The organism is Streptomyces sp. NPDC007088 (genome assembly GCF_042869355.1).
Taxonomy (GTDB): Bacteria; Actinomycetota; Actinomycetes; order Streptomycetales; family Streptomycetaceae; genus Streptomyces.
The window spans coordinates 156,073-177,349 of sequence record NZ_JBIAFO010000009.1 but is presented as its reverse complement, the minus strand read 5'-3'; the positions used below and the strand labels follow the sequence as shown (position 1 = coordinate 177,349).

At 73.7% G+C, this 21,277-nt stretch carries 24 protein-coding genes; 18 read left to right on the top strand and 6 right to left on the bottom strand.

Annotated elements, in window-relative coordinates; all coding sequences use genetic code 11:
• Window positions 1–25 precede the first annotated feature (25 nt).
• From ACFYMP_RS16750 to ACFYMP_RS16730, 5 genes are all read right to left on the bottom strand, one after another.
• A complete protein-coding gene (locus ACFYMP_RS16750; RefSeq protein WP_388857200.1) occupies window positions 26–184 on the bottom strand; it encodes a hypothetical protein in 159 nt (52 codons plus the stop codon).
• A gap of 86 nt (window positions 185–270) precedes the next feature.
• On the bottom strand, window positions 271–1,218 hold the full coding sequence (locus ACFYMP_RS16745; protein ID WP_388857197.1) for a cytochrome c oxidase assembly protein: 948 nt from the start codon (window positions 1,216–1,218) through the stop codon (window positions 271–273).
• Between the two features lie 118 nt (window positions 1,219–1,336).
• Window positions 1,337–2,362, bottom strand: a complete 1,026-nt coding sequence (locus tag ACFYMP_RS16740; protein ID WP_388857194.1) for a 6-phosphofructokinase — start codon at window positions 2,360–2,362, stop codon at window positions 1,337–1,339.
• Between the two features lie 301 nt (window positions 2,363–2,663).
• Window positions 2,664–3,392 (bottom strand): glutamine amidotransferase, encoded by a 729-nt coding sequence (locus tag ACFYMP_RS16735; RefSeq protein WP_363147577.1) that lies wholly within the window; start codon window positions 3,390–3,392, stop codon window positions 2,664–2,666.
• A 26-nt stretch (window positions 3,393–3,418) separates the two neighbouring features.
• Window positions 3,419–4,657 carry a MurT ligase domain-containing protein gene (locus ACFYMP_RS16730; RefSeq protein ID WP_388857191.1) on the bottom strand — a complete coding sequence of 413 codons (1,239 nt, stop codon included), beginning with the start codon at window positions 4,655–4,657 and terminating at the stop codon, window positions 3,419–3,421.
• Between the two features lie 205 nt (window positions 4,658–4,862).
• Here ACFYMP_RS16730 and def point away from each other — a divergent pair, with 205 nt between their 5' ends.
• Window positions 4,863–5,414, top strand: a complete 552-nt coding sequence (gene def / locus ACFYMP_RS16725) for a peptide deformylase (protein WP_388857188.1) — start codon at window positions 4,863–4,865, stop codon at window positions 5,412–5,414.
• Window positions 5,415–5,427: 13 nt separating this feature from the next.
• Here the strand turns inward: def and ACFYMP_RS16720 are convergent, their stop codons facing one another.
• Window positions 5,428–6,099 (bottom strand): TetR family transcriptional regulator, encoded by a 672-nt coding sequence (locus tag ACFYMP_RS16720; RefSeq protein WP_388857186.1) that lies wholly within the window; start codon window positions 6,097–6,099, stop codon window positions 5,428–5,430.
• Window positions 6,100–6,249: 150 nt separating this feature from the next.
• Between ACFYMP_RS16720 and ACFYMP_RS16715 the strand changes: the two genes are divergently transcribed.
• From ACFYMP_RS16715 to ACFYMP_RS16635, 17 genes are all read left to right on the top strand, one after another.
• Complete coding sequence (locus ACFYMP_RS16715) at window positions 6,250–7,476, top strand: acyl-CoA dehydrogenase family protein (protein ID WP_388857183.1); 1,227 nt, start codon at window positions 6,250–6,252, stop codon at window positions 7,474–7,476.
• Window positions 7,477–8,863: 1,387 nt separating this feature from the next.
• Complete coding sequence (locus ACFYMP_RS16710) at window positions 8,864–10,048, top strand: helix-turn-helix domain-containing protein (protein ID WP_388857181.1); 1,185 nt, start codon at window positions 8,864–8,866, stop codon at window positions 10,046–10,048.
• A 344-nt stretch (window positions 10,049–10,392) separates the two neighbouring features.
• Complete coding sequence (locus ACFYMP_RS16705) at window positions 10,393–10,806, top strand: hypothetical protein (RefSeq protein ID WP_388857178.1); 414 nt, start codon at window positions 10,393–10,395, stop codon at window positions 10,804–10,806.
• Window positions 10,803–11,030: a hypothetical protein gene (locus ACFYMP_RS16700; RefSeq protein WP_388857176.1), complete on the top strand. Its 228-nt coding sequence runs from the start codon at window positions 10,803–10,805 to the stop codon at window positions 11,028–11,030. The genes ACFYMP_RS16705 and ACFYMP_RS16700 overlap by 4 nt, the downstream gene beginning before the upstream one ends.
• A complete protein-coding gene (locus ACFYMP_RS16695) occupies window positions 11,015–11,248 on the top strand; it encodes a hypothetical protein (protein ID WP_388857173.1) in 234 nt (77 codons plus the stop codon). Before ACFYMP_RS16700 ends, ACFYMP_RS16695 begins: the two co-directional genes overlap by 16 nt.
• A gap of 388 nt (window positions 11,249–11,636) precedes the next feature.
• Window positions 11,637–12,125, top strand: a complete 489-nt coding sequence (locus tag ACFYMP_RS16690) for a DUF5709 domain-containing protein (RefSeq protein ID WP_388857170.1) — start codon at window positions 11,637–11,639, stop codon at window positions 12,123–12,125.
• Window positions 12,126–12,195: 70 nt separating this feature from the next.
• Entirely contained in the window at window positions 12,196–12,471 is a 276-nt protein-coding gene (locus ACFYMP_RS16685; protein ID WP_388857167.1) for a type B 50S ribosomal protein L31, read from the top strand.
• Between the two features lie 202 nt (window positions 12,472–12,673).
• On the top strand, window positions 12,674–13,687 hold the full coding sequence (locus ACFYMP_RS16680; protein WP_388857533.1) for a zinc-dependent alcohol dehydrogenase: 1,014 nt from the start codon (window positions 12,674–12,676) through the stop codon (window positions 13,685–13,687).
• Window positions 13,688–13,817: 130 nt separating this feature from the next.
• Window positions 13,818–13,901: a putative leader peptide gene (locus ACFYMP_RS16675; RefSeq protein ID WP_363147644.1), complete on the top strand. Its 84-nt coding sequence runs from the start codon at window positions 13,818–13,820 to the stop codon at window positions 13,899–13,901.
• A gap of 224 nt (window positions 13,902–14,125) precedes the next feature.
• Window positions 14,126–14,683: an NADPH-dependent FMN reductase gene (ssuE, locus tag ACFYMP_RS16670; RefSeq protein WP_388857164.1), complete on the top strand. Its 558-nt coding sequence runs from the start codon at window positions 14,126–14,128 to the stop codon at window positions 14,681–14,683.
• 188 nt (window positions 14,684–14,871) lie between these two features.
• On the top strand, window positions 14,872–15,732 hold the full coding sequence (locus ACFYMP_RS16665; RefSeq protein WP_388857161.1) for an ABC transporter substrate-binding protein: 861 nt from the start codon (window positions 14,872–14,874) through the stop codon (window positions 15,730–15,732).
• Between the two features lie 132 nt (window positions 15,733–15,864).
• Window positions 15,865–16,932 carry an NAD-dependent epimerase/dehydratase family protein gene (locus tag ACFYMP_RS16660; RefSeq protein ID WP_388857158.1) on the top strand — a complete coding sequence of 356 codons (1,068 nt, stop codon included), beginning with the start codon at window positions 15,865–15,867 and terminating at the stop codon, window positions 16,930–16,932.
• A 71-nt stretch (window positions 16,933–17,003) separates the two neighbouring features.
• Window positions 17,004–17,768 carry a glycosyltransferase family 2 protein gene (locus ACFYMP_RS16655; protein ID WP_388857155.1) on the top strand — a complete coding sequence of 255 codons (765 nt, stop codon included), beginning with the start codon at window positions 17,004–17,006 and terminating at the stop codon, window positions 17,766–17,768.
• Window positions 17,765–18,472 carry a DUF2064 domain-containing protein gene (locus tag ACFYMP_RS16650; RefSeq protein ID WP_388857152.1) on the top strand — a complete coding sequence of 236 codons (708 nt, stop codon included), beginning with the start codon at window positions 17,765–17,767 and terminating at the stop codon, window positions 18,470–18,472. The genes ACFYMP_RS16655 and ACFYMP_RS16650 overlap by 4 nt, the downstream gene beginning before the upstream one ends.
• Window positions 18,469–19,206 (top strand): class I SAM-dependent methyltransferase, encoded by a 738-nt coding sequence (locus ACFYMP_RS16645; RefSeq protein WP_388857149.1) that lies wholly within the window; start codon window positions 18,469–18,471, stop codon window positions 19,204–19,206. The genes ACFYMP_RS16650 and ACFYMP_RS16645 overlap by 4 nt, the downstream gene beginning before the upstream one ends.
• A 227-nt stretch (window positions 19,207–19,433) precedes the next feature.
• The gene (locus tag ACFYMP_RS16640) at window positions 19,434–20,990 is read left to right on the top strand and encodes a glycosyltransferase family 87 protein (RefSeq protein WP_388857146.1); all 1,557 of its coding nucleotides are present in this window, start codon (window positions 19,434–19,436) and stop codon (window positions 20,988–20,990) included.
• The gene (locus ACFYMP_RS16635; RefSeq protein ID WP_388857143.1) at window positions 20,938–21,243 is read left to right on the top strand and encodes a YciI family protein; all 306 of its coding nucleotides are present in this window, start codon (window positions 20,938–20,940) and stop codon (window positions 21,241–21,243) included. The genes ACFYMP_RS16640 and ACFYMP_RS16635 overlap by 53 nt, the downstream gene beginning before the upstream one ends.
• The last annotated feature ends 34 nt before the right edge of the window (window positions 21,244–21,277 follow it).

Below are 21,277 nucleotides of genomic sequence, written 5' to 3'. Positions count from 1 at the left end.
CGGCGGGGGCGCGCGGAGACCCGGTTCAGGCGTCGCGGGTCATCGTCATCGCGAGCGTGATCAGGCCGATCACCACCCAGCCGAACCACAGCCAGCCGTTGCTGCCGAGCGCCACGGTATAAGCCGTGACCACGACCAGTCCTCCGATGGTGAGGACCCCCATCGTCTTCGTAGTACCGGGCATCGAGACACCCTCCTCCGGACAGCCGGGGTGCCGCGACACAGGGCCGCGGCCTGGGCTCCATCCTCCCCCGGCAGCCCCTCCCGGCGCTAGCGCCGGGCGTCCAGCGAAGCGAGATAGGCGTTGTACGCCTTCAGCTCGGCGTCGCCGTCCCGGTCCGCCGCCCGGTCCGTGCGGCGCGCCTGCCGCTCCTCGGAGCGGTACCACTGGAACAGCAGCGCGAGCAGCACCAGGACCGAGGGCACCTCGCTGAACGCCCAGGCGATCCCGCCCGCCGCCGTCTGGTCGGACAGCGCGTCGACGCCGAGCGAGGCCGGCGGGTGCTCGAAGGTCCCCACCATCGGGGTCGAGCCCATCATGAGCGCGATGCCGAAGAAGGCGTGGAAGGGCATCCCCGCGAACAGCTCCAGCATCCGCATGAGGTAGCCCGGACGGTGCGGGCCCGGGTCGACGCCCATGATCGGCCAGAAGAAGACGACGCCGACCGCGAGGAAGTGCACCATCATCGCGATGTGCCCGGCCGTGGAGCCCATCAGGAAGTCGAACAAGGGCGTGAAGTACAGCGCGTAGAGACTCGCGATGAACAGCGGGATCGTGAAACCGGGATGCGTCACGACCCGCATGTACACGCTGTGCAACAGCCACAGCAGCCACTCCCGGGGCCCCTTACGGCCCTTGCCCGCCACCGGCAGCGCCCGCAGGGCCAGCGTGGTGGGCGCCCCCAGGAGCAGCAGGATCGGCGAGAGCATGCTGATGACCATGTGCTGCACCATGTGCACACTGAACATGACCATGCCGTAGTCGTTCAGCTTGGTGCAGGTCACCAGGGCGACGGTCAGCACACCGAGCACGAAGGCGACGACCCGGCCCCAGGGCCACGCGTCCCCGCGTCCGCGCAGCCGCGCCACGCCCCAGCCGTACAGCACGAGTGCCAGCAGGCACCCGACCAGGAAGAAGACGTCGGCCGACGGCTCCAGTCCCCGTCCCAGCGTGAACGGCGGCAGATCGGACATCATGCCGTGCCCGCTGTGATCCATCCGCTGACTCCTGATTTCGTACCGGTTGTCCGCACCAGACTAGAACCGCCCCCGGCCGGGACCTCGGCCGGGGGCGCTCAGCGCGTCGTGGGCGGTGCGGCCCCTGGGGGCCGGCCGGTCACAGGACCGCGCCGCACTCCTCGTAACGCGCCGCGGGCACCGTCTTCAGCGTCTCGACGGCCGCCGCGAGGGGCACCATCGTGATGTCCGTACCGCGCAGCGCGGTCATCCGCCCGAACTCGCCCCGGTGCACCGCCTCCACCGCGTGCCAGCCGAAGCGGGTGGCCAGGACCCTGTCGTACGCGGTCGGGGTGCCGCCGCGCTGCACGTGACCGAGGATCACCGGGCGGGCCTCCTTGCCGAGCCGGCCCTCCAGCTCCAGGGACAGCTGCCGGGCGACACCGGAGAAGCGCTCGTGGCCGTACACGTCGCGCGCCCCCTCCTCGAACTTCATCGTCTCCGGGAGCGGCTTGGCGCCCTCCGCCACCACGACGATCGCGAACTTCTTGCCGGCCGTGAACCGTTCACCGACCCGTGCGGCGACCTCGTCGATGTCGAAGGGGCGCTCGGGCACGAGGATCGCGTGGGCCCCGGCCGCCATGCCCGAGTGCAGCGCGATCCAGCCGGTGTGCCGCCCCATGACCTCGACGATCAGCACCCGCTGATGGGACTCCGCGGTCGTCTTCAGCCGGTCCAGGGCCTCGGTCGCCACCCCCACCGCCGTGTCGAAACCGAAGGTCACGTCGGTCGACTCGATGTCGTTGTCGATGGTCTTCGGCACCCCGACGACGGGCAGTCCCGCGTCCGACAGCAGCCGTGCCGCCTTCAGCGTGCCCTCGCCGCCGATCGGGATCACCGCGTCCAGGCCGAGGTCGCGCAGATGCCCGCGCGCCTGCTCCACCCCGCCGCGCAGATGGGCCGGCTGCACCCGGGAGGAGCCGAGGATCGTGCCGCCCTGCGCCAGGATGCCGCCGACCGCGTCCAGGTCGAGCCTGCGGTAGTCGCACTCCAGCAGGCCCCGCCAGCCGTCGTGGAAGCCGATGACCTCGTCGCCGTGGTCGACGGTGGCGCGGTGGACGACGGAGCGGATGACCGCGTTCAGCCCGGGGCAGTCACCGCCGGAAGTGAGGACACCAATGCGCATGGCCCGAAACACCTTTGCAACCTGTGAGGATCACCGGACCGCGGCGTCCGGTGGGGTGCCGTCACCCTACCGGCGCGGAGGAGCGGTTCCGAACCCGGTCCGACACCTGGACAGCCACTCGTGAAAGCGGCTCTGATCTGCGATTTCCTCGATTCGTCCGGACTCGCGGCGACCTGGGCGCCGCCGTATACGAACGGCCCGCCCAGACGTGCGGGAGCCCGCTCGAACGCGCTCGGGCGAGCGGTGCGGGCGGGCTCCCTGCGAGGGCCGCGAGGACGGCGCGCGGCCCCTCGCGGGCGGTTCAGGCCGGCTGGGTGGCCGCCGCGATGCGCTCGTTGCGCAGCGCCTCGTACCAGCGGTCGTCGGCCGGCGGCAGGGCGTTGACGTCCAGCGCCAGCTTGAGCAGCAGGTCCGCGATGAGCGGGTTGCGCGCCATCACGGGACCGTGCATGTACGTACCGAACACGGTGTCGTTGAAGGCGCCCTCGGTACCGTCCCCGGTGCCGTTGCCCCGGCCGATGCGGGTGCGGGCGAAGGGGCGGGCGGTCGGGCCCAGGTGGGTGACGCCCTGGTGGTTCTCGAAGCCGGTCAGCGGCGGCAGCCCGAGGCGCGGGTCGATGTCGGCGAGGACGTCGCCCACGCAGCGCTCGCCCTCCCCGCGCACCGACACGACGTCGAGCAGGCCCAGGCCCGGTTCGCGCTGACCGAGGTCGTTGACGAACTCGTGGCCGAGGATCTGGTAGCCGGCGCACACCGAGAAGAGGATCGCGCCGTTGCCCACGGCCCGCTCCAGGCCGCCGTCCCTGCGCAGCCGCTCGGCCGCCAGCCGCTGCGGCCGGTCCTCGCCGCCACCGATCAGGTAGATGTCGCCGGAGGTGGGGATCGGCTGGTCGCTGCGCACGTCGACGCGCGACACCCCGAGACCGCGCTGCCGGGCCCGCCGCTCCACGACCAGCGCGTTGCCCTGGTCGCCGTAGGTGCTCAGCAGGTCCGGGTAGACCCAGACCAGGCGCAGACTGCTCTCGCTCATATCTCTGTCCTTCCTCAAGTGCCCGGTCAGTTCCCGACGCGACGGCGCAGGTCCTGGAACGCCGTGTAGTTGGCGATGGCCTCGATGCGGCCGGGCGGGGCCATGCCGACCGCCTCGTCCACCGTCTGGCACACCCGGAAGTCCAGGCCCGCCACCTCCAGCCGCACCGCGAGGTCGAGCTTGCGGTCGCCCAGGACGAAGATCGGGTGACCGGCGAGACGCGTGTAGTCCACGTCCCACAGCCACGAGGTGTCGGTCCCGTCGGCGCCGCGCGCGTTGACCGCGAGCAGGACCGGGGTGGGCGGCGGGTCGATGAGGGAGAAGGTCTCCAGCCAGCCCGCCGGGTTCTTCGCGAGCAGCAGGCGCACATCCCGGCCGAGGAACTGCACGACGTCGTAGCGGCCGGCCACCGCCTGCACCTGATACATCCGCTCCAGCGCGACCTGCGGGGGCACCCCGAACACGGCGGCGACGGCGGCGGAGGTCGCCGCGTTGGCGCGGTTGGCGCGACCGGGCAGCTGGAGGTGGATGGGCCAGGCCGAGCCGTTCGGGTCGAGCACGTGCTCACCGGAGAGCGCCCAGCTCGCGGCGGGGCGGCGGAAACCGCACTCGGCGCAGAACCAGTCGTCGCCCGGTCGCTGCATGACCCCGCCGCAGGACGGGCAGGACCACGCGTCGTCCTTCCACTCCTGGCCGGCCGCGACCCAGATCACGTTCGGCGAGGAGGAGGCCGCCCACACCACGAGCGGGTCGTCGGCGTTGGCGATGACGACGGCCTTGGAGCCCGCGAGGCCCTCGCGCCAGTGCTCGGCGAGCATGCGGGTCTCCGCCGCCCGGTCGAGCTGGTCGCGCGAGAGGTTGAGCAGGGCGATCGCCTTGGGGGAGACGTCCCTCGCCACCCCCGCGAGGTACTTCTCGTCGACCTCGATGACCCCGAACCGCGCGTCGGAACCGCCCGCGAGCGCCGAGGTGATACCGGCCGGCATATTGGCGCCCAGCGCGTTGGACACCACGGGCCCGGCCGCGCGCAGGGCCTCCGCGATGAGCCGGGTCGTCGTGGTTTTCCCGTTGGTGGCGGAGACCAGGACCACGTCGAGATGGGTCGCGAGCCGCGCCAGCAGATCGGGGTCGAGCCGGAGCGCGACCTTCCCCCCGATCACCGATCCGCTGCCCCGGCCCGCCGCGCGGGACACCGCCGCGGCCGCCTTGCCTGCCGTCACGGCCAGCTTGGCCCGCGGCGACAGCGGGTCCGAGTTGCCTGCCATCGTCCTAGATCCTCCTTGCATACGGCGCCGCGCCTGTCTCCTGCCCGGGGCGAGCCCTTCGGGGGTGGTGCGGTGGCGCCCCCCTGGCGCCGCACGCCGGCGGGGAGGCATCGGTCGAGTGCAGCCTACCGAGATCCTTTCCCGGCCCCGTACCGCGGCACCGCCGGAAGGGGCGCGCGCCAGACGGATCGTAAGGTTGACGACCATGCGACACGGTCCCATCCCGGGCAGTTCCGGACACGTCCGGCCCCTCACCCTCCTCGGCGATCCCCTGCTGGCCGCCCCCGCTCGCGAGGCCACCGGCTTCGGCCCGCCGCTGGCCCGGCTGGTCGAGGACTTGTTCGCCACGATGTACGCCGCACGGGGAGTGGGCCTCGCCGCGAACCAGATCGGGGAGGGGCTGCGGGTCTTCGTCTACGACTGTCCCGACGACGAGGACCGGCGCCATCTCGGACACCTCGTCAACCCCCGGCTGGTCGACGTGGACGGGCCGGCCGTGCGCGGCCCCGAGGGCTGTCTGTCCCTGCCCGGTCTCGAAGCCGGAACCGAACGCTTCGACCACGCGGTGCTGGAGGGCCTGGACGTGGAGGGCCGTCCGCGCCGCGTCAGCGGCACCGGCTTCTTCGCGCGCTGCCTCCAGCACGAGTACGACCACCTGGAGGGCCGTCTCTACGTGGACCGGCTGGAGGGGTGGCGCCGGCGCCGGGTGCTGCGGCGGGCGGGCCGCACCGAGTGGGGGCGGGCGGCGGCGACCTGAGGGGCGAGGGGCCTCAGAAGGGCAGTCCGCTCTCCGCGCGGTCGGGGAACTCGCCCAGCCGGCCCCACAGCAGATCGGCGAGGTCGCGTACCAGCTCGGCGCGCTCGCAGGGCTGCTCCCCGAGCCACCAGTCCCCGGCGGCGTGCATCATGCCGACGATGCCGTGCCCCCAGGCACGGGCCCGGCGCTCACCGCCCGGCCCCAGGTCCACCCGTTCCGCGATGACCTCGGCCAGTTCCTCGCCGAGCCGGCGCAGCAGCGGGGCCGAGTGCAGGCCCACGTCGAAACCGGAGTCCGGCTCGCTCTCGGCCGCCGAGGCGTCCTCGGCGGGGTGCATGAGGAAGCGGTAGACCTTCGGGCGGGCCTCGATCGCCGCGAGATAGGTGTCGAGGGTGGCCTCGACACGCTGCCTGCGACTGGGGGCCGGGGCGTCCAGCGCCTTGCGCAGGGAGTCGAGGAGGGCGTCCGTGTGCCGGGTCGCGAGCGCCCGGTACAGGCCGCTCTTGTCGCCGAAGTGCCGGTAGAGGATGGGCTTGGTGATCCCCGCCTCGGAGGCGATCGCGTTCATCGAGGCGCCCGGTCCGTCCCGCAGGACCACCCGGTCGGCGGCCTCCAGCAGCTCCCGTCGGCGCGACGCGGCGGACCGCTGCTGCTGCGCGCGGTGTGTGGTGCCGCTGCTCTCCAAGACTCTCTCCCCGCCCGTGCGATATAGGTGGCGCACGCGCAACCTAACACCGCGCGGAGGAGGGGTGTCGGCGGGCCGGAGGCCGGTTGACATGCGTACTTGTCGGTAACAGACTCGGGTTACCTTAAGTAACAAGCTGTGGGAGGGGTCATGGCCGAGTTCACCATGGAGCTCAACGAGGAACAGCGGGAGATCCGGGACTGGCTGCACGGCTTCGCCGCCGACGTGATCCGCCCCGCGGCCGCCGAGTGGGACGAGCGCGAGGAGACCCCCTGGCCGGTCATCCAGGAGGCGGCCAAACTCGGCATCTACTCCCTGGACTTCTACGCCCAGCAGTTCTTCGACCCGACCGGGCTCGGCATCCCGATGACGATGGAGGAGCTGTTCTGGGGCGACGCGGGGATCGCCCTGTCGATCGTCGGCACCGGCCTCGCGGCCGTCGGGGTGCTCTCCAACGGCACGGAGGAACAGATCGGGACCTGGGTCCCGCAGATGTACGGGGACGCGAACGACGTGAAGGTCGCGGCCTTCTGCTCCTCCGAACCGGACGCCGGCTCCGACGTCTCCGGCATGCGCACCCGCGCCGTGTACGACGAGGCCACGGACGAGTGGGTGCTCAACGGCACCAAGACCTGGGCCACCAACGGCGGTATCGCCCACGTGCACGTCGTCGTCGCCGTGGTCGACCCCGAGCTGGGCTCCAAGGGCCACGCCTCGTTCATCGTGCCGCCCGGCACGCCCGGCCTGTCGCAGGGCCAGAAGTTCAGGAAGCACGGCATCCGCGCCTCGCACACCGCTGAGGTGGTCCTGGAGGACGTCCGGGTTCCCGGCCACTGCCTGCTGGGCGGCAAGGAGAAGCTGGACGAGCGCCTGGCCCGCGCCCGGGAGCGGGCGAGGACGGGGGGCGAGCGCATCAAGAACGCCGCGATGGCGACCTTCGAGGCGTCCCGGCCGGCGGTCGGCGCGATGGCCGTCGGCACCGCCCGCGCGGCCTACGAGGAGGCGCTGGAGTACGCCAGGACGCGCACCCAGTTCGGCCGCCCGATCATCGACAACCAGGGCGTCGCCTTCCAGCTCGCCGACATGCGCACCCAGGTGGACGCGGCCCGCCTCCTGGTGTGGCGCGCCTCCTGGATGGCGAGCGCGGGGCGCCCCTTCACTGCGGCCGAGGGCTCGATGTCGAAACTCTTCGCGAGCGAGACGGCGAAGAAGGTCACCGCCCAGGCGATACAGATCCTGGGCGGAAACGGCTACACCCGCGAGTACCCGGTCGAGCGTATGCACCGCGACGCGGCCATCTACACGATCTTCGAGGGCACGAGCGAGATCCAGCGCCTGGTCATCGCCCGCACCCTGGCCGGCGTCCCGATCCGGTAGGGAAGACGCCGGCAGGGCGTCGTGGGTGACGTGCGGGGAGCCGCCGGGTACCCGGCGGCTCTCGCGTCGGGCACCCGGGCGCCGTCTACCGCGGGTACCTCGGCGGGCCCCGGCCCGTGCCCCCCACCGGCCGTGGGCGCGTGGGCGACCCGGTCCCTTCGGCGGGGGAGAGGGAGGGGCGCGTCCAGCCGGCCGTAGACACCGACCGACCGGTGGTCGGTGCCGTGCGCGGGTGCTGCTACGGGGGCCGCTGCGAGCGGGGGAGCGGGAGCGGCCGTGAGAGGACGCTCTCGCACGTCACGGAGTCGCCGCGTCCGGTCTCGGTACGTCGCGTGGGGGAGCTGACAGAGGCTCACCGTCCACGAGCCGACGCGGAAAAGGGCTACGGGGGAGACGGGCGAGCGGAGTCCCCGTGATGCATCTGGCATATGCCAAAGGCGAATCTGTTCGAGGATTCCTCATCATTCCCGGGACACGCCCGAGTCACCCGTTCTAGTCTCGCCTCAGGCGGTGATTCGTTGCTGCATGCACACCTCTGATCGCACACGTGATCACGAATCGGAGGTGAGTGTGGAAGAAGCGGAGAAGCCGCCGCGCTGGAAGCGGCCGCTGCGGAAGCTGCGGGCGCCCTCGTGGCGGCGCTGGGCCCGGAGGGGCCTCGCGCTCGGGTCATTCCTGATGTCAGCAGTTCGACTGGCACTCGATCTGCTCAGGCACTGACTTGCACCGGAGGCCACTCCGGAGCCAACTCAACCGCAGGGGGTGCGCCGAGCGCGCCCCCTGCCCTTACCCGAGTGCGAGAGTCCAAGCCTCGGGTATCCGTGCATCACGGTAGACCAGCGCGAGTCACTTGCGCAGGAGAACATGTGGCGCGAGAAAAATTCTCGTGGGGTCCGTTAGACGGCGCCCGGTTCGGACGGCCTGGAACGTGCAGGTCACGGAGGTCTGTACGGGGAGCGCCGTGAGTGGGCCAGCGCTTGTCCTCGGAGCGCACACCTCAACGTTCAGGGGTGGTCCCGCACGGGATCGCGTGGCCCGGCGGGCAGCCCGGTCCTGGGCCAACCGACTCACGTGAGTCGGTGCCAGACCCACCTGAGCGCACTGTCCGGCCGAAGGCCCGTTGGCCCTATGACCCGCTCGGCGGAGAGTTCGCAATGGACCCGCTCCGTCGCCGGCAGCCCCTCACCGCCAGGCTGTGGATCGTGGCGTGCCCGAGCGAGAGGACGCGGCGAAGTGGTGATGGGGGGAAGCCTGGGGCGGGAAAGGGCGGCACCGACACGGATCAGCGCGAAGGCCCCAACGCGTGCGGGAGGAGGGGGCCTTCGGATGGCACCTGCCGAGTCGGCAGCGAGTACCGTTCTGATGACGAGTCAGAACTGGAGCCAGTATGCACGCTCTCCCTCATGACCACACCGGCGCACGCATCAAGCGCCTCCGCCTGGAAAGGCACCTCACTCAGAGGGCCCTCGCCGACCTGTCCACTGTCCCCTACTCCACCCTCGCGAAGGTCGAGCAGGGCGTCACAGCGGCTAGCCCGCACGTCATCGCCAGCGTCGCGCGCGCCCTTCGCGTCGAGGTCGCCACCGTCACCGGCCAGCCCTACGCCGCCGAGCTCCGGCAAGACGAACTGGATGTGCTGATCCGCCCGATCCGGGAGGCGCTCGACGTCTACGACCTCGGTGCCGACCCCGACATCACGCCCCGCCCGCACCGGCTGCTGGCTGACGACGCGGAGGGCCTGCTCGCCATAGTCCGCGCGGGGGAGATCAAGAAGGCCGCCGGTCAGGTGGCGGGACTCATTCAGGAAGCCACGACCGCGGCGCACACCGCAAGCAGCACCGCAGGGTGGCTGCTCCTCGCCTCCACCTACCGCACCGCCTACGACGTTGCCTGCAAGCTGGGCTTCGGCGACCTCGCGGCGATCGCCCTGGAGCGCATGGACTGGGCCGCGCAGCGTGGCGGCGACGCGGTGGTCGGCAGCATGTACCGCTACATGCGCGCCCTCACCTACCTGCGTGAGGGCAGGTACCGCACGGGTGACCGGCTCATCTCACTCGGCCTGTCCAACCTGGAGCAGGCCGACCCGGGGCGAGAGCGTGACGTCCTCACCGGGCAACTGCACCTCGGCGCGGCGGTCATCGCCGGTCGGGGCCAGGACAAGCAGCGCGCGGAGGTCCACCTCGCAGAGGCCGAGCGGATCGCGGCGTCCACGGGGGAAGCGGTCAAGGTGCACTGGCTGTCCTTCGGGCCGACGAACGTCCATGTGCACAGGGTGTCGGTGGCGGCCGAACTGGACGAGTACGCCACCGCCGCAGAGGCGGGGCGCAGCATCCAGTTCCCGCGCGAGTGGCCGGCGTCCCGCCGCTCCCACCACTATGCCGAGCTGGCCCGCGCCCAGATGTGGACGGGCGACCTGCCCGCCGCGTTCGCGAACCTGCTGTCCGCGAGGAAGACGGCCCCCCAGCAGGCCCGGTACCACCCGACCGTCCGGGAGACGTACGCGGGGCTGGAAGCGGCGAAGAGGCAGCTGCCCGACAGCTTCCTCTCCTACGGATCCTGGCTGGGCGTTTGACGGCGCGTAACCCCTTGGCCCCAACTATCCGCAATTGCGGATAGTTGGGGCCTTGCGCGCGCCCCACCATGTCGTCACCAGCCCAGCGACATGGAGCCGACCATGACTCGACACACGGCTGACCGGACCGGTGCTCAGGCGTACACACCGGACCCGTCACCCGGGGAACCCCCTCACTTCGACACTCTCACCGAGGCCCAGTTACGCGGTGCCGCCTGCGTGTGGTGTGCCGGGCCCCTGAAGCCCGGCGCCGAGGTCGACCTCGGCGTCCGGCAGCGGCCGCACGTCCGGCACTTCGCGGTCTGGTATCCGCGGGCCTGCCGGTCGTGTGCGGGGTCGGTCTCGTGAGGCGGCAGGAGCGGCGGCCGTGTCTCGATGTCGCGGGGATCGAGGCCGATTACGGGCTTCCGTCGCTGGTCTGGCTGACGGAGGCGATGGTCGCCGAGGCCGCCACGGAGGCCGAGGCCGCGTGGGCGGCGGGGCGGTGTGCCGAGGTGCCGCTGGGCCGGATCTTCGACGCCGTGGAGGTCTCCAGCGCTGTCGCCGCCGACCTGACGGGTCCGGCGATCCGTACCGAACGCGGTGTCACGGTCCTTGTTCCCGTGGGGTGCGAGCGGGTTCTGCCCGGCCGGCTGCTGGCCGGTGACCTGCTCGTGCCCGCGCTGGGCCGGGAGGGCGTGCCGTGCTGGTACCGGCCGCCCCGTTTCCGGGGCCACCTCGACAGTCCGTATCAGATCTGCACGCTGGAGGCGTCATGAAGGTCGTCCTGGTCGAGCCCGTCGGCCGGTACGTGCGGCACACCGCGTGGGCCTGGGGGACGGGTGTCGTCGCGAAGGATCTGGGGGACGGCAAGGTGTATGTCCGGTTCGTCCACGTGGGTGCCGTCTGCCGTCAGCAGGACCTGGCCCCGGCCTCGCGGGAGGAGATCGCCGCGGTGAAGGACAGTCTGCCGCGGCGGGGCGCGTCATGGCTCGACGTCTGATCCGCCGCGTCGCGTGGACCATCGCGGCCGCCACGGACGAGGCGGGCCGGCCGGTGCCGCCCACGCGGGCGATGGGCTGCCTCGACTGTCACGAGCACTCCGGACCGGTGAGCCAGCCCGAGGGTGACGCGTGGGCGATGCGGCACGCGGCCACCACCGGGCACCGGGACTACGCCGAGACATCGACCGCACGCCTCACCGCTCGGCCCGCGCCGTAGCGACGTCCAGAGGCGGGAGCGGCGGCGGGCGGACAGACTAGAGGCCCCTGCCGGACGGGGGGAACCGGCAGGGGCCGCTCAGGGGTGCCCGGAGGGGCTTCCGCCTCCGCTCCCGGCACGTATGTATGAACGCTAAACCATTTCGGGCTGTTCCCTCGAACCGTGCCCTCGCCTTGTGACGTGGATCGCAGGGAGGGGCCGTCCTCCCGCGGCAGGGACGGACGCGTGAGCTGCGGATGTGCGGGTACGGGCGGGTCGTACGGCCGACCGGTGCGCTCACCCGTTCGGTCCCGAAGCGCTCGCCGCGCCGCCCCGGGCGGACCAGGCTGGCCAGGGACCGAGGAAGCAGGCGCCGGCGGCGTGAACCGAACAGTGGGAGGTACCGCTCGTGGACAGTGACGACGCGCGGGGCGACGACGTGTACCAGCCGGACGGCTCGGACGAGCAGGCCATGGACCAGGACGAGGCGGTCCAGCTCGACTACGAGGACACCCTGTTCGACCCCGATGTCAAGGACCCGCTGGACGAGGGCTACTCGCCCAACGAACGCCCGCTCGCCGTGGACAGGGACGGCACGACCCAGGAGGAGCAGGAGGAGGGCGAGAGCCTCGACGAACGGCTCGCCGAGGAGGTGCCCGACGTCACCGTTCCCCAGGGGGACGGCCTCGGCGACACCTGGGACACCGACGGCGAGATCCGTGACGACGAGGTCGGCGAGGACCGCTCCGGTCGTCTGGTGGCGCCCGACGAAGGGGCGCGGGAGGATGCGGAGAAGGACATGATCGCCTCCGACGTGGGCATCGACGGCGCCGCCGCCGGTGCCGAGGAGGCCGCCGTGCACCTCGTGGACGACGAGGAGCCGGAAGAACTCGACTGACCTCGCCGGCCCGCCGACCGCCGCGGACCCGTCCCCAAAGCGCCACGTACCGACCGAAGGAGCCGCAACGATGCAGAAGGACAAGCAGCCCGACTACCACCCCGTGATCTTCCGGGACCGTGCGGCCGGCTACGCCTTCCTGACCCGCTCCACCGCCGACAGCGCCGAGACGCTGGTGTGGGACGACGGCGAGACCTACCCCGTCGTCGACGTGGAGATCTCCTCCGAGAGCCACCCCTTCTACACCGGCAAGGCCCGGGTCGTGGACTCCGAGGGCCAGGTCGCCAAGTACGAGCGGCGCTACGGCGCGGGCGGCCGGGACGCGGGCGAGGACCCCGCCCTCTAGGGCCGGGCCCGGACGAGCGACCCGGCCCGTCCGGCCGGTACGGACAGAGGTGTCTCCGATGTCTGTCTCGGGACTGAGAGCGGCGCTGCGGGCGGTGGACCTCGGCCGCGCCGTCGATCTCGCCCGTGCCGCCCCCCGCCCGCCCGGACACGCGCAGGCGGAGGAGGACGGGAAAACCGGAGCGCGCCGCGAGGAGGACACCATGAAGGCCGCCGTGGTCGAGAGCTTCACCACCCCCCTCGTCGTGGAGGACCGCCCGGTACCCGAGCCCGGGGGACGCCAGGTGCTGGTCCGGATGGAGACCTCCGGGCTGTGCCACACCGACGTCCACGCGGCGCACGGCGACTGGCCGGTCAGGCCGAGCCCGCCCTTCGTCCCCGGACACGAGGGCGTCGGCGTCGTCGAGGCGGCCGGTGAGCGGGTGCGGCACCTCTCGGTGGGCGACCGGGTCGCCGTGCCCTGGCTCGGCTCCGCCTGCGGGCGCTGCGACTACTGCGTCAGCGGCTGGGAGACGCTCTGCCCCGAGCAGGTCAACAGCGGCTACGCGGTGGACGGCAGCCACGCCGAGTACGCCCTCGCGGACGGCGACTACGTGGTGCCGGTGCCCGAGGGCATCGATCCCCTCGACGCCGCGCCCCTCACCTGCGCCGGAGTCACCACGTACAAGGCCGTCAAGGTCTCCGGGGCGCGCCCCGGCTCGCGGGTACTGGTGTCCGGCATCGGCGGCCTCGGTCACCTCGCGCTCCAGTACGCGAGGATCTCCGGTGCCGAGACCGTCGCCGTCGACATCACCGACGAGAAGCTCGCGCTCGCCCGCGAACTGGGCGCCGACCACGTCCTGGACGCACGGACCCAGGACGTCGCCGAGGAGGTGCGGCGGCTGGGCGGTGCCGACGCCGCGATCTCCCTCGCGGTCAGCGACGAGTCCTTCCGCTCCGCCTACCGGGCGCTGCGCCGGCACGGCACCCTCGTGCTGGTCGCCCTGCCCGCCGGGGGAAGTCTCGAACTGCCCGTGTTCGAGACGGTGCTGGACGCCAAGACGGTGACCGGTTCCATCGTCGGCACCCGGCAGGACCTCGCCGAGGTGTTCCGGCTGCACCGGCTCGGCCGGACCCGGGTGATCCGGGAGACCCGGCGGCTGGAGGACATCAACCTCGCGATCGAGGAGCTGATGTCGGGCCGCGTGACGGCGAGAATCGTCTTCGATCTGCGCTGAACCGCGTTCCGCTTGCGGGCAACTCGCCCAGCGGCCGCGCCGCTTGGCCTCGCGCCCGGCCCTTCGGGGGCCGGTGATCCCGGAAGACTGTCCTTGACCGGCGACGTACCCGGCTGCTTTAGTCGAGAACATGACCACCGGACGGGACCTCACGCGACGACGCCACGTCGACCTCGCGCGTGTCTCCAGCGCGGGCTGTCGCCCTTCCCGCTGACGGCGCCGCCGCACCAGCTCCCCGGCGCCCCGCCTGATTTCTCCCTCCCTCCGTCCCGCCTTCGCGGGGCCCGCTCTCCCGGGCCGGCGCGTACCGGCGTCCGTGCGGGCGACCGTCACCGTCGACCGCCGCCCCCGTGCGCCCGCGCCGCCCTGCCCGGACGGTCCGCGCGAAACCGCGGGCCGCCACCGTGCGCTTCCTCGTGAACCGAAGGGTTGTCCCCCATGGCCACCGTCCTGTCCGTCTCCGGCAGTCCGTCCCCGGTCTCCCGCACCGCCCGTCTGCTGCGCCTGCTCGACGCGCGACTGCGTGACCTGGGGCACGAGGTGATACCCCTCGACGCCCGCAGCGTGCCCCCCGAAGCGCTCCTGGGCGGCGACCTCGGCCACCCGGCGCTGCGCGAACTGGCCGCCCTGGTCGAGGCGGCCGAAGGGGTCGTCGTCGCCACGCCCATCTACAAGGCCGCCTACTCCGGCCTGCTCAAGGCCCTGCTGGACGTGCTCCCGCAGTACGCGCTGAGCGGGAAGACCGTGCTGCCGCTCGCCACCGGCGGTTCGGTCGCCCACGTCCTGGCCATCGACTACGCGCTGCGGCCCGTCCTCACCTCGATGGGGGCGACCCACGTCGTACCCGGCTGGTTCACCCTCGACAAGGACATCGCGACCGGAGCCGACGGGACGGTGACCGTCGCCCCCGCGGCCACCGAGGCGCTGGAGCAGGTGGTGGACGCCTTCTCGGTCGCGCTGCACGGCCGCGCCCACCTCTTCACCCCCGCCGGGTAGCCAACGCACCCCCCGGACACGGGTGTTGTCAAGGAGCGCGGGGTGGTGCGAACAGGTCACCGCGGTGGCGAGTTCGCGCCGCCGGGCCCCCGGGCCCCTTGAAGCGCCGGGGCATACGGCGGACGCTGGGAGCCGGGCCGAAGTCCGGCCCTCGGCCCCGCCCGAGGGGCCAGGAGGGGGTGGAGTGAATGACCGTCACGACATGGGAGTTCACCGACGACCGGGGGGTCCGTTCGACGGCCGGGCGGCGCCCGGAGCGCGTCGTGGCCTACCTGCGGGCCGGCGCCGGTCTGTGGGAACACGGCATCGTCCCGGCCGGTGTCTACGGGTCGGGGCACGACGGCGAGAGCGTCGACCCGGTCAAAGCCGGCCGGCTCCCGGCCGAAGTGCCCTACCTGGGAGCGGGGAAGACACTCGACGCGGAGACGCTGGGCGCGGTCGCACCCGAGCTGATCGTGGACGTGACCTACGACGAGCACTTCGCGTACGCCGTGGACGACGGGGCGGCCAGTGCGCTCGGTGTCCCGGTCGTCGCCCTGTCGGTCGCGGGGCAGACCTCCCTGTCGCACATCGTGGAGCGCTTCGCCGAACTCGCCGCCTCCCTCGGCGCGGCGCCCGGCCCGAGCGGGCGGGCCGCCCTCGACGCGGCGCGCGAGGAGGTACGCCGCGCGGCGGGCCGGCCGCACGCGCCACGGGTCCTCGTCCTGTCCGCCGCCGGGCCGGATCAGGTGCACCTCGCCCGTCCCGAAGCCTGGCCCGAACTGCGCCATCTGAGCGAACTGGGCGTCCGCCTGGTCGACCCGGGGCCCGGACCCGGCGTCAACTGGCTCACCGCGGGCTGGGACCACGCCGTGGACCTCGGCGCCGACCTGATCCTCGCCGACGCGCGCGGCAACGCCGTCCCCGCCAGCGAGCTGACGGGGGTGGCCGACTGGCGGACGCTCACCGAGGGCAGGCCCGTCCTGCCGTGGAACCCGGAACTCGCCCCGGCGGCCGGCGCGTGCGCCGCCTTCCTCCAGGAGGTCGCGGACGGGCTGTCGGCGGTCTGAGCGCGCTCAGGAGCGGAGGGCCGGCGCGGTCGCGCACGCCGGGGCGGTCCTCCCGCCGTCCTCCCACCGGCCGCGAGGACGCCCGCGCGTCCTGCGGCCGACAGCGCGCGAGGGACCCTAGGGTCGGGCGGCATGCGCGTACTAGTCACCGGAGGCGCCGGCTTCATCGGCCGGCACATCGTCACGGAACTCGCCGCCCGAGGGCATGAGCCCGTCGTCCTCGACGCACTCCTGCCGGCCGTCCACCCCCACGCCGCCGCCGTACCCGCCCCGCGCGGCGCCACCTTCCACCACGCCGACGTCCGCGACCCCGAGGCCCTCGCCCCCGCCCTGCGCGGCGTCGACGCCGTGTGCCACCAGGCCGCGATGGTGGGCCTGGGCAACGGGGTCGCCGACGCCGCGGACTACGTCGGCTGCAACGACCTGGGGACCGCCGTACTGCTGTCCGCCGCCGCCGAGGCCGGGGTGCGCCGCCTCGTCCTGGCCGGTTCGATGGTCGTGTACGGCGAGGGCCGCTACGACTGCGCCCGGCACGGCACCGTACGCCCCGGACCGCGCGCCGAGGACGACCTGCGCGCGGGCCGCTTCGAACCCCGCTGCCCCCGGTGCGCCGCACCCCTGACCCCGGGGCTCGTGCCCGAGGAGGCCCCCGCCGACCCGCGCAACGTGTACGCCGCAACGAAACTCGCGCAGGAGCACCTCACCGCCGCGTGGGCCCGCGCCACCGGCGGCCGTTCCGTGTCGCTGCGCTACCACAACGTGTACGGGCCCGGGATGCCCCGCGACACCCCGTACGCGGGCGTCGCCTCCTTCTTCCGTTCGGCCCTGGCCCGCGGTGAGGCCCCGCGCGTCTTCGAGGACGGGGCCCAGCGTCGCGACTTCGTGCACGTACGGGACGTCGCGAGCGCCAACGTCGCGGCACTTGAGGCGCTGGAGCAGCGTCCGCCGGGAAGCCTCACGGCGTACAACACCGGCAGCGGCACCCCGCGCACCATCGCCGACATGGCCGGCGCCCTCGCCCTCGCGCACGGCGGCCCCGCCCCCGTCGTGACCGGCGAGTACCGCCTCGGCGACGTACGGCACATCACCGCCGACTCCGGCCGGCTGCGCGCCGAACTCGGCTGGCGCCCCGAGGTCCCCTTCGCCGACGGCGTCGCGGAGTTCGCCGCCGAGCCCATGCGCGAGGCCGTACCCGGCTGAGGGGCGTGCCCAGGGCCCGCCGCACCCCCAACGGTGTGCCGTCCTCGTTTCGTCAGGAGCGGGAGCCGGAAATGTCGGATTCCGCTTCGTACGGTGGCGGGGTGAACGACTCGACAGCAACGGGGCCCCAGGCCGGCTCCGTAGACCTCGTCCTGCCCTGTCTCAACGAGGCCGGCGCCCTGCCCTGGGTGCTGGAGCGGGTACCGCGCGGCTGGCGGGCCGTCGTCGTGGACAACGGCTCCGACGACGGCTCGGGCGAGATCGCCGCGCGGCTCGGCGCCCATGTCGTCCAGGAGTCCCGCAAGGGCTTCGGCGCCGCCTGCCACGCCGGGCTGGAGGCCGCCACCGCCGAACTGGTGGCGTTCTGCGACTGCGACGCCTCACTCGATCCGGCCCTCCTGCCCGCCCTCGCCCGGCAGGTGACGGAGGGCCGGGCCGACCTCGTCCTCGGGCGGCGCCGGCCCGAACGCGGCAGCTGGCCCCTGCACGCCCGCCTCGGGAACGCCGCCCTGGCCCGGATGCTGCGCTCCAGAACCGGGCTGCGGCTGCGCGACCTCGGACCGATGCGGATCGCCCGCCGCGCCGACCTGCTCTCCCTCGGCCTCACCGACCGGCGCAGCGGATACCCGCTCCAGATGGTCGTGCGCGCCGCCGACGCCGGCTGGCGGGTGGCCGAGCAGGACGTGCCCTACCTCCCGCGCACCGGGACCTCCAAGGTCACCGGCACCTGGCGCGGTACCTGGCAGGCCGTCCACGACATGCGCGCCGTACTCAACGCCGTGGAACCCCCCGCCCCGCGCCGGGCACCGACCCCCGAGGAGGCCCGTACCCCGTGAGCACCACCCCCCACGTCCCCGCCCCCGCGCAGCGGGCCGGGACGACCCTCGTCGTCATCGCCAAGGAACCGCTGCCCGGCCGCGTCAAGACCCGGCTCACCCCGCCGTACACGCCGCGGCAGGCCGCCGCGCTCGCCGAGGCCGCGCTGCGCGACACCCTCGACTGCGTCGCCGCGCTGCCCGTGGCGCGCCGCGTGCTCGCCCTCGACGGCGCCCCCGGCCCCTGGCTGCCGCCCGGTTTCACCGTCCTCCCGCAGTGCGCGGGCGGTCTCGACGAGCGGCTGGCCGCCGTCTTCGGCGCGTGTACCGGGCCGACGCTCCTCGTCGGCATGGACACCCCGCAGATCACCCCCGACCTGCTCGCCCCGGCCCTCGCCCCGGACGCCTGGACCCGGTACGACGCGTGGTTCGGGCCCGCCGAGGACGGCGGCTTCTGGGCCCTCGGCCTCGCCGACCCCGACCCGGCGCTGCTGCGCGGCGTCCCCATGTCCCGCGCCGACACCGGAGCCCTCCAGTACGAGCGGCTGGCGTCGGCCCGACTGCGCGTCGGCCGGCTGCCCGTCCTGAGCGACGTGGACACCGCGGCCGACGCGGACCGGGTCGCCGCGCAGGCGCCGTGGACCGCCTTCGCCGCGCGGCACGCCGCGCACGCGGTCCCCGCGCCCGGCCGGGCGTCCGCCGCCCCGCGGGGAGCGAGCCGGTGAGCGCCCCCGCCCGCTCGCGCGAGACCGCCCTGCCCAGCTCCCGCACCGGCCTCGTCGAAGCCCCGGCGGGGCTGCCCTGGAGTGGCAGCGACGACCCGTGGGGGGAGGCCGTGCGCACCGGGCGCGGGCCGCTCTTCCTGCGCCGCGAGGACGGCTGGCTGCTGCCCCTGGACGTCGAACGCTGGTGCGCCGCCCCGGACGCCGCCGACACCACCGTCCTCGACCGCTGCCGCGGAACGGTCCTGGACATCGGCTGCGGCCCCGGCCGCTTCCTCATCGCGCTCGCCGAACGCAAGCGGACCGCGCTGGGCGTCGACCTGTGCCGCGACGCGGTCGCCCGCGCCCTCGACGCCGGGGCGGGGGCCGTGTGCCGCTCCGTCTTCGGCCCGCTGCCCGGCACCGGCCGCTGGGACACCGCGCTGCTCATCGACGGCAACATCGGCATCGGCGGCGACCCCGTGGCCCTGCTCGGACGCAGCGCCGAACTCGTCGCGCCGCAGGGCCTCCTCATCGTCGAGACGGCCCCCCTCGACCTCGACGAACGCGTCCTGGTCCGGGTCGGCAACGGCAGCGACCAGCACGGCCCGCCCTTCCCCTGGGCCCGCGTCGGCACCCCCGCGCTGCTGCGGTACGCGCGGGAGGCGGGCTGGATTGAGGCGGAGCGGTGGACGGCGGCCGGCCGCCACTTCGCCGCGCTGCGTCGGGCCCCGGGAGCCGCTTCACCCACTCCCTGACGGCTTTGGTGGGCGCGCTTTCCCCGGAGGGTCTTTCCGGGGCGGACAGCGCGCCCACCGCCACGCCACCGAGCGAGACCGGCACCGAGGACGGACGGACGAGGTGAGGGCGCCGGCCGCGCACGACCCCGCCCCCGCTGCTCCACCGGGGCAGGAAGCCGCGGCGAATCGCGGACACCCGCCCGGTGGACCACCGCGCGCCGCCGCCGCGCTGCCAGTCTGGCCCGGTGACCGCGCTCCGTACCCCGGCTCTCGCCCTGGCCGCCACCACCGCCGCTCTCGCCGCCCTGTGCGTCACCCTCGTCGTGACACTCGGCGGCAACGCCTTCCACGAGGACGCCGAACTCCTCTCGTACCAGTACGGGGCCTGCTGGCTGCTGTTCGGCGGCGCCGCCCTCGCCCTGCGCCACGTCCCCCTCCGCGCGGTCGCCGCCGTCGTCCTCACCGGCGGGATCGCCGTGACCGTGACCGGGCTCGTCTCCCCGCCCACCACCAGCACCGACTCCTACCGGTACGTGTGGGACGGCCGCGTGCAGGCGGCCGGCATCTCCCCCTACGACCACGCCCCCGCCGATCCCGCCCTCGCCGCGCTGCGCGACCCCTGGCTCTTCCCGGTCGGCCCCGTGTGCGCGGGCCGCGAACGGCCCGGCATCGCCGCGCCCGAGGACCCGGGGCACCGGCACTGCACCCGCGTCAACCGGCCCAGGGAACACACGATCTACCCGCCCGTCGCCGAGGTGTACTTCGCCGCCGTCGACCTGATCACGCCCGCCTCGGCGCGCCACAAGGCGCTCCAGACCGGCGGCGTGCTCCTGTCGACCGGCGTGACCCTGCTGCTCCTGCGCGCCCTGCGCCGCCTCGGCCGCGACCCGCGCACCGCCGCCTACTGGGCCTGGTGCCCGGCCGTCCCCGTCGAGGCCGTCAACAACGCGCACGTCGACGTCCTCGGCGTGCTGCTCGCCGTGGCCGCCCTCGGCGCCCCCGTCCTCACCCGCGGCCCGCGCACCGCCGTGCGCGCCGGGCTCCTCATCGGGGCGGCGACCGCCACCAAGATGCTGCCCGCCGTCCTGCTGCCCGGAGCCCTGTCCGGGGTGCGCAGACCCGGGCGGGCGGCGGCCGTCGTCCTGTCGGCGGCCGGACTGGTCGCCCTCGTCTACCTGCCGTACCTGCTCCTGTCGCACGCCTCCGTGCTCGGCTACCTCACCGGCTACGTCCACGAGGAGGGCTACGAGGGCGCGAACGCCGCCGACGACGACCGCTACACCGTGCTGCGCCTCCTGCTGCCCGCCGACTGGGCGCCCGTCGCCGTGGTCCTCGTACTGCTCGCCCTGGTCGGGTACGTCCTGTGGCGCGGTGACCCGCGGCGGCCCTGGCGCGGGGCGCTGCTCGTGACCGGCGGCGCCTTCCTGCTGCTGACTCCCGGCTACTCCTGGTACGCGCTGCTCGTCGTCGGCCTCGTCGCCCTCGACGGCCGCTGGGAATGGCTGGGCGTCGCCGTCGCGGGGGCCGCCGCCTACGTCACCTCGCGCACGGTGCCCGGACCCGACGCGATCGCCGCGACCGCCTATGCCCTGGCGGCCGCCGCCGTCCTCGCCGGGGCCCTGGTGCGCCTGTTCCACCCGGACCGGGACGGAGCGGGCGGGACTGGGATCATGGACGACGACGCCACGCGGGCCGCCCTGACGAAGGCCGCCGCGCGCACCCCGGTCACAGCGAGAGGAACGATCACCGATGGCAGTCTTCGCCGTCTTCTACACGTACACCGACAACAGCGCGGGGCGTGACGAGGTGCGTCCCGCGCACCGCGCGTTCCTGACGGAACTCGCCGAGAAGGGCGTCAATCTGGTCTCGGGGCCCCTCGCGGGCGGCCCGCGGGACGGCGCGCTGCTGCTCTTCCGCGCCGCGTCGGCGGAGGAGGCCCTCGCCCACACCGAGCAGGACCCCTTCCGGCTGGAAGGGCTCGTGGCCGGGGTACGGGTCGAGGAGTGGAAGCCGGTCAACGGACCGCTCGCCGGAACCTTCGACGTCGCGAGCTGACCAGCGCCCGGCCCGGCCGCGCCCCGGGGAACCG

Excerpts from the sequence above, each read along its gene's own strand:
- ACFYMP_RS16750 (WP_388857200.1), bottom strand. The coding sequence starts at position 184 with ATGCCCGGTACTACGAAGACGATGGGGGTCCTCACCATCGGAGGACTG.
- ACFYMP_RS16745 (WP_388857197.1), bottom strand. The coding sequence starts at position 1,218 with ATGGATCACAGCGGGCACGGCATGATGTCCGATCTGCCGCCGTTCACG.
- ACFYMP_RS16740 (WP_388857194.1), bottom strand. The coding sequence starts at position 2,362 with ATGCGCATTGGTGTCCTCACTTCCGGCGGTGACTGCCCCGGGCTGAAC.
- ACFYMP_RS16735 (WP_363147577.1), bottom strand. The coding sequence starts at position 3,392 with ATGAGCGAGAGCAGTCTGCGCCTGGTCTGGGTCTACCCGGACCTGCTG.
- ACFYMP_RS16730 (WP_388857191.1), bottom strand. The coding sequence starts at position 4,657 with ATGGCAGGCAACTCGGACCCGCTGTCGCCGCGGGCCAAGCTGGCCGTG.
- def (WP_388857188.1), top strand. The coding sequence starts at position 4,863 with ATGCGACACGGTCCCATCCCGGGCAGTTCCGGACACGTCCGGCCCCTC.
- ACFYMP_RS16715 (WP_388857183.1), top strand. The coding sequence starts at position 6,250 with ATGGCCGAGTTCACCATGGAGCTCAACGAGGAACAGCGGGAGATCCGG.
- ACFYMP_RS16710 (WP_388857181.1), top strand. The coding sequence starts at position 8,864 with ATGCACGCTCTCCCTCATGACCACACCGGCGCACGCATCAAGCGCCTC.
- ACFYMP_RS16700 (WP_388857176.1), top strand. The coding sequence starts at position 10,803 with ATGAAGGTCGTCCTGGTCGAGCCCGTCGGCCGGTACGTGCGGCACACC.
- ACFYMP_RS16695 (WP_388857173.1), top strand. The coding sequence starts at position 11,015 with ATGGCTCGACGTCTGATCCGCCGCGTCGCGTGGACCATCGCGGCCGCC.
- ACFYMP_RS16685 (WP_388857167.1), top strand. The coding sequence starts at position 12,196 with ATGCAGAAGGACAAGCAGCCCGACTACCACCCCGTGATCTTCCGGGAC.
- ACFYMP_RS16680 (WP_388857533.1), top strand. The coding sequence starts at position 12,674 with ATGAAGGCCGCCGTGGTCGAGAGCTTCACCACCCCCCTCGTCGTGGAG.
- ACFYMP_RS16675 (WP_363147644.1), top strand. The coding sequence starts at position 13,818 with ATGACCACCGGACGGGACCTCACGCGACGACGCCACGTCGACCTCGCG.
- ssuE (WP_388857164.1), top strand. The coding sequence starts at position 14,126 with ATGGCCACCGTCCTGTCCGTCTCCGGCAGTCCGTCCCCGGTCTCCCGC.
- ACFYMP_RS16665 (WP_388857161.1), top strand. The coding sequence starts at position 14,872 with ATGACCGTCACGACATGGGAGTTCACCGACGACCGGGGGGTCCGTTCG.
- ACFYMP_RS16660 (WP_388857158.1), top strand. The coding sequence starts at position 15,865 with ATGCGCGTACTAGTCACCGGAGGCGCCGGCTTCATCGGCCGGCACATC.
- ACFYMP_RS16655 (WP_388857155.1), top strand. The coding sequence starts at position 17,004 with ATGTCGGATTCCGCTTCGTACGGTGGCGGGGTGAACGACTCGACAGCA.
- ACFYMP_RS16635 (WP_388857143.1), top strand. The coding sequence starts at position 20,938 with ATGGCAGTCTTCGCCGTCTTCTACACGTACACCGACAACAGCGCGGGG.